Raw genomic sequence first — 10,359 nt, 5'->3', positions numbered from 1 at the left:
CCCGAGCCGATCTTCACCCCGTCGACCAAGGCGCCGATGGGGGAGCACGACGAGCCGATGACCTTCACCGAGGTGGTCGACAAGGTCGGCGCGGAAGCCGCCGACACCCTGCGGCACCTACGCACCGAGCTGCTACTCGCGGTCGACCGGCTCCGGACCCTACTCATCAACGCCGACGACATCACCGGTCCCGCCACGACCGTCAGCGGCAACGTGAAGACGATCACCGACCTGGCCGGCGAGTACCGGCAGGCCCGCGACCGGATCGACGCCCTCATCGCCGACACCGCCCGCACCTCCTACGCGCAAGCCCACCTCGGGCAGGTGGTGCGGCGGCGCTACGTCAACCCCGGCGACACCGTCCCCGTCGTCCTGCCACACACCGACTACTGCCGCCGCGAGAGCCTCGCCGGACGCCCCACCCTCATACAGGTCGGCACATCCGACGCAAGGCTGCGCCCGCCCGGCAGCGTCAACCCGCTACGGCTGTCCCACACCGACGCCGGCATCTACCGCGACCCCACCGACAACCGCCTCTACACCCTCCGCAGCGCCGACGACACCGGCCGCTGAGTCCCGTACGGCAGCACGCCGTCTGAAGCCGCCAGGCCGCCATCGCACAGCACCGCACGGCAGCGCGTTGCGCGCCTGCCGCGCTGGCTGCTGCCCGCGACCCGTCGCACCACCGCCCGGCACCACCCGGTGCCAGGCGCCCACCAACCCCTTCCAAGGAGGGAACCCTGATGGACCACCAGTCCCTGACGCCTGCCACGCAGGCCGTCCTCAACGCCCTCACCGACCTCGGTGAGGGCACCGTCCACGAGCTGGCCGACAAGTCCGGCAAGGCCCGATCGACCACCGACAAGGCGCTCAAGACCCTGGCCGAGGCCGGACGGATCGTGCCGGTGGACACCGACGCCGACCCGGACGAGGGAGCGCCCACCCGCTGGACCCTGGCCACCCCCGGCGAGGCCACCGACGCGGCGCCACACGACACCGCCGGCCCCGGTGACGAGCACACCGCCAGCACGGACACCTCCGACCACGCCAACCCGAACCCGGACGGCGAGCCGATCGACGGCGACGGGAACGGCGAGCCCGACCAGGACGACGAGAGCCGCCACACCGAAGGCACCGCCCTGGACGCCGACACTGCCGAGCAGGACGGCGACGCGGATGAGTCGACCGACCTGGACGACGGAGCCGGCGACGCGAAGGGCGACGGCGGCGACGAGGACACGGGCGAGTACGACGCCACGGAGGATGCGGCCCAGCCGGTTGCCGTGGTGCAGCCGGCACGGCCGGGTGACCGCAAGGTCATGGCCATCAAGGGCGTACTGGCCGACCACGCCGACGACGGTGCCACATTGGACGTGATCGTGGCCGAGAGCGGCATCGGGCACGCCACCGCGACTCGACTGCTCACCGCGATGGAGCAGGCCGATGCGGCCCGCCGGCTACCCGGCCAGCCGCAGCGGTGGATCCCGGGCCCGACCAAGGCCAGCGAGGTCGACCCGAACCCGGAGCCGCCCCGCTGCCCGCTCTGCCTGCAGGTCATTCGCGGCCTGGCGACCGCGCCGGCTGCCACGGCGGCGGTGCAGCCGCTGATCCGTCAGGACGGCTCGCTGCACATAGTCGGACCGGACGGTGAGACCCACGTCGTCACCCTGCCCACCCGCGCCACCCCCCGCGCGGCGAGCACCGCCCGCCCCGTGGCCCGCCTCAGCGGTGACGGGTCCGTCAACGCCGACGGCAGCCAGCCGTTCGGTCGGGGCGAGTTGGAGCGCCTGACCTTGGACTACCTGGCCGCCAACCCCGGCAAGGAGATGACCCCGCAGGACATCGCCACCGCGCTCACCGCGCAGCTCAACCGGGCGGTCAGCAACGGCGCGGTGCGCAACAACCTGACGAAGGCCGCCGCCGCCGGCCGCATCCTCTTGGTCTCCGACACCCCGCTGACCTTCGCCCACCCGGCGCCGGCCGACAACGGCACCGCCGCCGAGACCGACGCGGGCAGCACCGAGCAGTCCTGACCCACGCCAATCCCCCATCCCCCGCTGCGGGGCCGAGCCGTGCGCTCGGCCCCGCAGCCATGTCGAGAGGACAAACCCGTGCCGCACGAACTGGAAACCTTCACCGACGGAACGACCGCCTTCGCGTCCGCCCGCCTGTCGGCCTGGCACCAACTCGGCACCGTCACCCAGGACACCATGCACGCCGAAGAAATCATGGCCGCCGCCCGCCTCGGCGACTGGGGCGTCCGCACCATCCGCACCGTCGGCATCGACCTCGTAAACGGCGTCGAGGTGCAGATCCCCGCCGACGACAAGCGGATGACCGTACGCCGCAACCCCATCACCGGCGCCACCGAATATCTGGGCATCGTCGGCACCGACTACACCGTGGTGCAGAACGAACAGTGCGCCGAGATGCTCGACCGCCTCGTCGACCAGGTGGGCGGCGCGCACTTCGAAACCGCCGGCAGCCTCCGCCGCGGCAAAAGCGTGTTCGTCACGATGAAACTGCCCACGGCGATGGAGATCGCCGGGGTCGACCGCCTCGACCTGTACCTGATCGGCACCACCTCCCACGACGGCACCGCCGCGCTGCGGGTGGACGCCAGCCCGATCCGGGTGGTGTGCGCGAACACCCAACGGGCCGCGTTCGCGCACTCGGTGGGGCACTACACGTTCCGGCACACCTCGAACGTCAACTCCCAGATCAGCCAGGCCCGCGAAGCCCTCGGACTGATGTGGAAGTACATGGAGACCTTCGAGAAGGCCGCCGAGCGGATGCTCCACACCGAGATGGCCATACGCGAGTTCGAGCAGGTCGCCCGCCAGGTGTGGCCGGTCAAGGACAACGCTTCCGAACAGACCCGCAACAACGCCAAACAACGCCTCGGCACCCTCAAGTACCTGGTCCGCGAGGCCGACACCCAGAAGGCCATCACCGGCAGCAGGTGGGCCGGATACCAGGCCATCACCGAATACCTCGACCACTACCAGCCCGCCAAGAACACCACCGCCCGCGCCAACCGGGTCCTCACCGGCAACGTCGGCGACCTGAAGATCGCCGCCTTCAACCTGCTCAAAGTCTGACCACCCACTCGTCCACTCCTGCCGGGGCAGCGGCCATCCCGGGCCGCTGCCCCGCCGCTGTTCACGAAGGGACACATCCCATGGCACAGCGCACGGCGACGTGCGGAACGGACCGGGCGGGCCGCCGATGAGCAGCCATATCCGCCACCCCCGCGACTTGCGGCAGGCGGTATGCGGGCTGCCCGCCGCCGACGTCGACCGGTGGGAGACCGAGGATCCACCGCGCAGGGACTACACATGCGAGGACTGCTACACCCTGCTCCCCGAAGCGCAACGGCCCGACGACGCCAACCACCCGCCCGGCGACGCCACCCTCATCGACACGCTGCGGCGGATCGTGGCCGAACGGCAGCACCTCAAGATCGACGGTGTGATCGTGGACGTGTGGTCCGCCTCGGTCACGGTCCTGATCTGGGACCGGCTTCGCGGCGACAAGCGGCAACGGTTGCTGACCCTGCCGTCACACGAACTGATCCTGCGGTGCGTCGCGATCTACCGCCGCGTCGCCAAGAACAGGGGCGGGCAGTGACCGGGCCTGGACCGGGGCAGTGGTTCCACTTCGGGCCGTGGGTGTTCTCCATCGACGCCGCGCAGGCGCTGATCGCGACGGCGCCCCGCGACACCCGAGCACTCGATGTCGCGACCTGGGCGACCGCGTATGGCCTGACCCGGCTCGACGACCCGCACACGGTCAGCGTCATCGGCCCGGCCAGCACCGGCCTCGACCGGGCCTATGCCATGACCACCGACCTGGCCACACCCCTGATCGTCGCCCAACTCACCATCACCGGGCAGTCGCCCGCCCCGCTACTCATCGACGGGGTACACCGCCTCTACCGCGCCCGGTGCGAAGGCGTACCGCGGCTGCCGGCCTACCTGCTCACCGCCGAGGAAACCCGCCAGATCCAGAACAACACCCTCCTGGGCCCCGGCGGCACCACCATCGCGCCGCCGCCCTGACACCAGCCTGCCCACCGCGTACGCCTCGGACGCCACCGCACCGACGGCGGCAGCCGAGGCGTACGCCTGTCCACGACTCGAGAGGATCCCGATGGCCTACATCCAGCCGTGGCGGCGACTCTGCGACTGCCGCTGCCTCGTCCACCACCAGCAGCCCCGCACCACCTACAACGACCCCGACTGCGCCTGCACCATCACCTGCGCCACCCAACCCCTCACCCTCCTCGCCGACCCGTGGGACTGCGCCCTCTTCCTCGACCAGAGCGGCGACCTGTGGCACGTACCCGCCATGACCAACGGCACATGGGACTGGACATACGCCGGAGAAGTCGACAGCCGGCACGACTTCTACGACGCCAGCCGGCTTATCGCGCATCTGCTCCGCCAAGCAGCCCACGTGCTCCACACCTCCACCACCTGACCCCGACCTCCAAGGTGGGCCGCCCACGTGGGCGGCCCACCGGCCCTTTTCGTGCTTCACGACTTCAGGACCCGAGGAGACAGCGATGTATCGCACCAACCGCAGCGCCTACGACAGCGACTGCCACTGCCACTGCCCGACCCACCACGGCCAGCCCCGCTTCGCCTACACGAACCGGGCTGCCGCTGCCTGGCCACCTGCGCGAGCCAACCGATGACCCTGCTCGCCCCACAGATCAGCGGTGCCCTGTTCCTCAACTACCACGGCACCCTCTGGTTCGTGCCCGGCCTGGAACCCGGCCACTGGGACTGGCGCTTTGCCACGCCGCTCCCCATCGACCACCCCCTGGTCGAGGCCGCAAACGTGATCGCCGGTCTGCTCCGCGGGACCCACGCCAGACTGCTGCGGCTCATCCATCGCTGGTAATCCCGCAGCACCGGGCCACCCTCTGCCGGCCGCGCGCCCGCGCGCGGACCGGCCCTTTTCGTCTTCACCGAAGGGCAATCTTCATGACCAAGGTCATCATCGGAGTCGTCACCGTCGTCATCGTCGCCTGCCTCGGCCTGCCCATGCTCCTGATGTCGGCCGTGACCGGGGGCGGCCCCGGCGGGTGCGGCGTCGTCGCCGCGCCCGCGCTACGCCCTACCGGGCAGCCACCCGGTGTCGGCGGATGGGACGCCGAGCAGCTCGACATCGCCGCGGTCATCATCGACGTCGGTGTCGCCAATGGCGTACCCCGCTGGGGCTGGGTCATCGCCGTCGCCACCGCTATTCAGGAATCCGGCCTGCGGAATCTGCCCCACCTCGGCGACCGCAACGACCACGACTCCGTCGGCGTGTTCCAGCAACGCCCCAGCCAAGGCTGGGGCACTATCGAGCAACTGTCCGACCCCGCTTACCAGGCCGGAAAGTTCTTCGACAAGCTGCGGACCGTCCCCGGCTGGGAGTCGATGCCCCTCACCCAAGCCGCCCAGGCAGTCCAGGTCTCCGCCTTCCCCGACGCGTACACGAAATGGACCGACGACGCCCTACATCTGGTCGAGCAACTGACCGGCACCCTCACCGACTGCACCACCGACGCGCCCACCGCCCTCCCGGACGGCTTCGCACTACCCGCCGACACCCCACCCGCCGTAGCCACGGCCATCGCTTGGGCCGTCAACCAGCTCGGCACCCCGTACCACTTCGGCGGATCCTGCACCGACCCACACTCCGGCGACCCCAACAAGCAATGCGACTGCTCATCCCTCATGCAAGCGGCCTACCAGACAGCCGGCATCACCATCCCCCGCATCACCACCGACCAATCCCGTGCCGGACAACTCGTGACCGACTCGGCGCTGCTGCTGCCCGGCGACCTCATCCTCATCCCCGGCAGCCAAGGCACCATGACCAACCCACGCCACGTCGGCATGTACCTCGGCAAAGGTCTCATCATCCACGCTCCGGCAACCGGCGATGTAGTCAAGATCACCCAATTCGCAAGCTGGTCGAAGCAGGTCGCCACGATTCGCCGCGTCGTCTCATCGAGCTGAGTTGTGGGCCTGCGCCCTCAGCGACCACCCGACTGACGTCTGGCTTCGTCTGGCCCGAGTCCGACTTCGTCCGACTCTCATCGGCCCATGGCGACGGGACGGGAAAGTCGCAGTCCGGCATGTCGTCGATGGACTTCAATGCCGTGTCGGGGCCGTCGAGGAATGGCCAGCACGCCCGATTCGGCGCCAGCCGGTGCCGCCGAGGTGCGGATTCGGCGAGGCTCGGGAACGGCTACCCGCCCCCGGACACCTCGGGTGTGAGGGCAGACCAAGGCCCTGCCCAGCGGTAACAGGGCAGGGCGCAGTCAGCGACTTCTATCGCACGAGCTTGTGAAGCCTGTTGGCTACCACCAGTCCGGTCAGAACAAGGGTGACGATGCCCCCTGCTACCCCCAGAGCGACGCTGGGGCCGATCCCGAGGGTCGGCCCGGCCTGAATTGCCGTGGTCAGGCCGGTGACGATGGCTGCAAGCAGGCCGACGATCAGCGTGATCATGAGGATCAGCAGGTCCCGCTGTGTCAGTAGATAACGTTCGTTGCTTGTGCGCTCATCATCGACTGGCTCAGCCTGCCGTGGGACGCGCCGCGAGCTGCTGCGGCTGGACCCTGAAGCAGAGAAGGGCTTTGCCGGCGTTCGCCGGCTCGTGGTGTTCTTGGGCACCATCGGCTCCATTGACGGATGTTGGTGAGCCTCCTGGGAGGCTTCCTCGGACCTTGAAACAGCCCGACTGGGAGGGCGCCTGCCGGTTACCGCCGAGCAGGCGCGACGAGCTGCGTCAGCCTCCCTAACGACGGTTCTTTTTCAAGGTCACGGGCTGTGCGACATTTGATCTGACAGAGAGTTGCGTTGTCCGTCGACGTTCAGCGCCAAAACGGACCTAGAGGATCCGATTTCGACACAGAGAGTCACGGTGAAAATTCCACAGGTTCAGTTCTACTCACTTGATGGATTTCGATTTCCGCACCGCTGCAACCGAGGCCAAGACGTCGCGTGAGCAACACCACCAGCAGGCAAGAAGCGCCAACCTCAATCGACTCTGATCGAGGTATTTTAAGCGACCGCTTGGTAACTTACTCATGCATCCCGGGCGCTTGCCTCAGTGCGACTCGCGCAACCGAAGCAGGACCGACGTCGTTGGAAGTAACGGGATGTGAGCCAAGAGTGTTGGCTAGGCCACTTCTCGGACAGAACGACCCTCTGTTACCGCAGAGGGTCGTTCGCGTGAAGCCACCCTCGTTGCGCCGCCATCAGTGGGAGGCATCGACGGCCTGCGAACCGTGGCCAAGCCCAAGAAGGCGGGCACGAGGCCAGCAGGACCCGGCGGCGATGGCGGCTACTTCTCGTCCAGCACCGTGCGGAGTTGTGTGGCCAGCGTGATCGTGTCGTCCTGTGGTTCGGCGTCGATGTCGGCGAGGGCTTTGGTCAGGGCGCGCAGCAAAGTGCGGATGCCGTCGGCGTCGCCGAGGGCGTGCCGGGCGTGCATCGCCTTGGTGTAGAGGGCCTCGTTGTAGCGGTCCAGGCCGATGGCCTTGTCGAGGAGGTCGGATGCGGCGTTCGGGTCGTTGTCGAGCAGGTCGTCGGCGAGCAGCAGGTGAGCTTCGGTGCCCCAGCGGCGGGCTGTCTCGCGGTGCGGCTGCAGCCACTCGTAGTCCTGACCTTCCGCTAGGGGTGCGGTGTAGAGGTCGCATGCGGCGGTGAGTAGTTCCCGCCGGCGGGGCTCGGTGGCGATGGCCGCATTGCGCATCAGGTCACGGAGGGTCCACACGTCGATGTCCACGGTCGCCGGGTCGAGGCGGTACCGTCCGGCGACGTTGATGACGTAGGCGTTCTTCGTGTCGGCGGTGCCGGCGCGGCCGAGCACGTGCCGCAGGTTGGAGGTGTTGGTGTGCACGCGTTGGTCGGCTTGGCTGATGCGGGCGTCGGGTTCGAGGTATTCGCCGATCTCCCGGGTGGCGGCGCCGTCCGGGTGCACGGCGAGGTACACCGCCAGTTCCAGGGCTTTGGCTCGTAGCGGCCGGCCAGGTTGGGTGATGTTGTCGATGCGCGGCGGTCCGAGCACCCGTAGCTGCGCCTTGACGGTGGTGGAATCAGGTGCCGGCTGCGCGGTGACCGATTGTGGTTCGCCGGCTGCCTCCGGCTGGGTCCGGCTGGCGTGGAGCGGAACGGGCGTAGCCGGTGTGGCTGGTGAGGTGATGGTGGGTGTTTCGCCGGTGTGTGCCTCGCGCAGTGTGGTCAGGAACGCGACCGCGTCGGCCGTGTCGAGCACGGCGACGCGCTCGCTGAGTGACAGCGTTGCGGGGCCTGCGGGATTCCGGGCGTGGCCGTCGGTGGTGACGGTGATGGTGGGGCCGGGTGGCCAGGTGCCGAGCAGCAGCGCGGTGATGTCCAGATGCGAACCGGCACCGAGGGTGGCCTGCACGCGGTGGAGGATGTCCGGTGCTGGTGTGGGGCTGATCAGCAGCAGCGGCGGGAGCGCCTCCTCGTCCGGTGCGCGGTGGCGTAGGTCGCCGAGGTCGGTGAGGCTGTGTTCGTCGAGGATGCGGGTGCGGTGCAGCAGCATCGCGTCGAGGATGCTCAGGGCGTGGTCGAGGTCGTCGGCGACGTGTAGGCGTGGCCATGGCGTGAGCGCGGCCGGGTCGAGGCCGGTCAGGGTGGTGAGGGTGGCGTGGTCGATGACGACTTCGCCGCGACGGTTCGGCTCGCGGGGTCCGCCGGAGGCGAGCATGGTGACCAGTGCGGCGCGAGCAGCGGCGTGTGCGCCGTCGCCGATGAGACCGACCCCGCCGGGTGGCAGCAGTGGGAGGTCGGGGACGGCGCCGGCGCGTTCGGCTAGGTCTTCGGCGGCCGGGAGGTCCCGGTTGCGTACGACGCGCCGGTGGACCTCGGCTACCGGCTGCGGAAGCACGAGCGGCCCGTCACCTGCGGCCCCGTCATGTCGGGGATAGAAGCGGCGGCGGCGTTGCAGCCACGCCATTGCGGCGGCGGCACTGATCGCAGCGGCCAGCGCCCACGGTACGTAGCTGCCGTTGGGCAGGTGGACGCCATCGCGATCGGCTGACGGCGCGGCCCCTTCCGGCGTCAGTTTGGGGCTGTCACTGCGGAACGACGAGCCGGCGGATGGCGTCGGCACGACTGGGGTGGTCGGTGGCGGGACCGCATCCGGTGTCGTCGGGGTGGCCGACGACTCGACCACGCCATCCTTCCCGTCGGGCCCAGGTGACGTGGGTGTGGGCGGTACGGCGGGGCCAGGTGTCGGTTCGGCGGGTCGGCGGGGGCGTGGTGGGGCCGGTGTGGCGTCGGCGGGTGGGGTCGCGTCGGCGGGGAGGCGCAGTTCCCAGCCGGGGTAGATGAGGTCGCAGTCGCGCAGGGTGCCGCCGACTTTCGGGAAGTGGCGGTGTTTGTTCAGGTTGCAGATTTCCGGCCATCGGCCGGTGTCCCCGAGCCAGGCGGTGGCGATCTTCGACAGGGTGTCGTGGCGCTCGACGGTGTAGACGTAGCGGGTGTCGGCGACGAGGATGATCGCGGGTCCCCGGGCGGCAGCTTGCTGCGGTACGGCCTCGACGCTGCCGGTCGAGGTGACCGCGACGGGTGACCGGTCGCCACCGATGCCGGGAAGGTGGGTGCTGGAGGTGACCGCGAGGGCTGCGGTGCCGGCCAGACCGAACACCAGGCGGTGCAGTGGTGCCGGCAGCCGCAGGGCGGGGATCCGCCACCGTGTCACCGCGGCGACCAGCTCGGCGAGCAGCAGGAGGGCGAATGCCGCCCAGAGCAGCCAGAGCGCCCATACGACGAGGCCGGTGAGGACGTCGATCGTGAAGCGCCCCTGGAACTGGTCGAACCACATGGTGATCTGTGGCCAGGTCGGTAGCCGCCGCAGCGGATTACCCCCAACAAGCCACAACAACGCGGGCACCCCGGCCAGGTAGACCACCGCGGCAACCGCACCGCGAATGAACCGCAAGGCCCGTCGCGGTGGTGTCGGTGGGACTTCCGGCGGGGTGTAGACGGTGGCGCGGGTGCCGTAGTCGGCAAGGCGGTTGGTCTGCGTGGACTTGTCCGACATGGCGCGCGAACCTTCCCCGACGGGTAGCCCTGTGACCTGTCCCGCATACACGACACTCCACGCGAATGACCATCCCATCGAAAAGGATTCTCACCATCCGCGCACAAAGGATGACTATCGGACGTACGTGGTTGACGGTTCCCCACACCGCCGGGTGACACTGCCGGGCATGTCCACCGGGGGGCCACAGCTGTCGATCGACCTGAGCTCGCCCACCGCGATCGCGGCCACCATCGGCCGATCCGGAGCCCGCATCCCCGTCCTCATCGGCGGCCGGCA

General features: G+C 69.3%; 10 protein-coding genes. 8 read left to right on the top strand and 2 right to left on the bottom strand.

Going from position 1 to position 10,359, the window contains the following annotated elements:
* From AB0M52_RS23810 to AB0M52_RS23775, 8 genes are all read left to right on the top strand, one after another.
* Positions 1-573: hypothetical protein (locus AB0M52_RS23810; protein WP_363957564.1), on the top strand; the 573-nt coding region annotated here is incomplete at its 5' end.
* 170 nt (positions 574-743) lie between these two features.
* The gene (locus AB0M52_RS23805) at positions 744-2,033 is read left to right on the top strand and encodes a helix-turn-helix domain-containing protein (RefSeq protein ID WP_363957561.1); all 1,290 of its coding nucleotides are present in this window, start codon (positions 744-746) and stop codon (positions 2,031-2,033) included.
* Between the two features lie 78 nt (positions 2,034-2,111).
* Positions 2,112-3,101, top strand: a complete 990-nt coding sequence (locus tag AB0M52_RS23800) for a DUF932 domain-containing protein (RefSeq protein WP_363957558.1) — start codon at positions 2,112-2,114, stop codon at positions 3,099-3,101.
* A 127-nt stretch (positions 3,102-3,228) separates the two neighbouring features.
* Positions 3,229-3,630: a hypothetical protein gene (locus AB0M52_RS23795; RefSeq protein ID WP_363957556.1), complete on the top strand. Its 402-nt coding sequence runs from the start codon at positions 3,229-3,231 to the stop codon at positions 3,628-3,630.
* The gene (locus AB0M52_RS23790; protein WP_363957553.1) at positions 3,627-4,061 is read left to right on the top strand and encodes a hypothetical protein; all 435 of its coding nucleotides are present in this window, start codon (positions 3,627-3,629) and stop codon (positions 4,059-4,061) included. Before AB0M52_RS23795 ends, AB0M52_RS23790 begins: the two co-directional genes overlap by 4 nt.
* 91 nt (positions 4,062-4,152) lie before the next feature.
* Positions 4,153-4,482 carry a hypothetical protein gene (locus AB0M52_RS23785; protein WP_363957550.1) on the top strand — a complete coding sequence of 110 codons (330 nt, stop codon included), beginning with the start codon at positions 4,153-4,155 and terminating at the stop codon, positions 4,480-4,482.
* Between the two features lie 213 nt (positions 4,483-4,695).
* Positions 4,696-4,908, top strand: coding sequence for a hypothetical protein (locus AB0M52_RS23780; protein WP_363957547.1), 213 nt, complete (start codon positions 4,696-4,698; stop codon positions 4,906-4,908).
* A gap of 83 nt (positions 4,909-4,991) precedes the next feature.
* Positions 4,992-6,017 carry an NlpC/P60 family protein gene (locus AB0M52_RS23775; protein WP_363957544.1) on the top strand — a complete coding sequence of 342 codons (1,026 nt, stop codon included), beginning with the start codon at positions 4,992-4,994 and terminating at the stop codon, positions 6,015-6,017.
* 315 nt (positions 6,018-6,332) lie between these two features.
* Here AB0M52_RS23775 and AB0M52_RS23770 read toward each other — a convergent pair whose 3' ends face one another.
* Both AB0M52_RS23770 and AB0M52_RS23765 read right to left on the bottom strand, forming a co-directional pair.
* Positions 6,333-6,689 carry a hypothetical protein gene (locus AB0M52_RS23770; protein WP_363957541.1) on the bottom strand — a complete coding sequence of 119 codons (357 nt, stop codon included), beginning with the start codon at positions 6,687-6,689 and terminating at the stop codon, positions 6,333-6,335.
* Positions 6,690-7,350: 661 nt separating this feature from the next.
* Positions 7,351-10,080 (bottom strand): transcriptional regulator, encoded by a 2,730-nt coding sequence (locus AB0M52_RS23765; protein WP_363957538.1) that lies wholly within the window; start codon positions 10,078-10,080, stop codon positions 7,351-7,353.
* Between the last annotated feature and the right edge of the window lie 279 nt (positions 10,081-10,359).

Origin of the sequence: Micromonospora sp. NPDC051296 (assembly GCF_040682255.1) — a bacterium.
Lineage (GTDB): Bacteria > Actinomycetota > Actinomycetes > Mycobacteriales > Micromonosporaceae > Micromonospora > Micromonospora craterilacus.
The sequence above is the reverse complement of the archived record's forward strand: the minus strand, read 5'-3'. Positions and strand labels throughout refer to the sequence as shown.

Excerpts from the sequence above, each read along its gene's own strand:
- AB0M52_RS23805 (WP_363957561.1), top strand. The coding sequence starts at position 744 with ATGGACCACCAGTCCCTGACGCCTGCCACGCAGGCCGTCCTCAACGCC.
- AB0M52_RS23795 (WP_363957556.1), top strand. The coding sequence starts at position 3,229 with ATGAGCAGCCATATCCGCCACCCCCGCGACTTGCGGCAGGCGGTATGC.
- AB0M52_RS23785 (WP_363957550.1), top strand. The coding sequence starts at position 4,153 with ATGGCCTACATCCAGCCGTGGCGGCGACTCTGCGACTGCCGCTGCCTC.
- AB0M52_RS23780 (WP_363957547.1), top strand. The coding sequence starts at position 4,696 with ATGACCCTGCTCGCCCCACAGATCAGCGGTGCCCTGTTCCTCAACTAC.
- AB0M52_RS23775 (WP_363957544.1), top strand. The coding sequence starts at position 4,992 with ATGACCAAGGTCATCATCGGAGTCGTCACCGTCGTCATCGTCGCCTGC.
- AB0M52_RS23770 (WP_363957541.1), bottom strand. The coding sequence starts at position 6,689 with ATGGAGCCGATGGTGCCCAAGAACACCACGAGCCGGCGAACGCCGGCA.
- AB0M52_RS23765 (WP_363957538.1), bottom strand. The coding sequence starts at position 10,080 with ATGTCGGACAAGTCCACGCAGACCAACCGCCTTGCCGACTACGGCACC.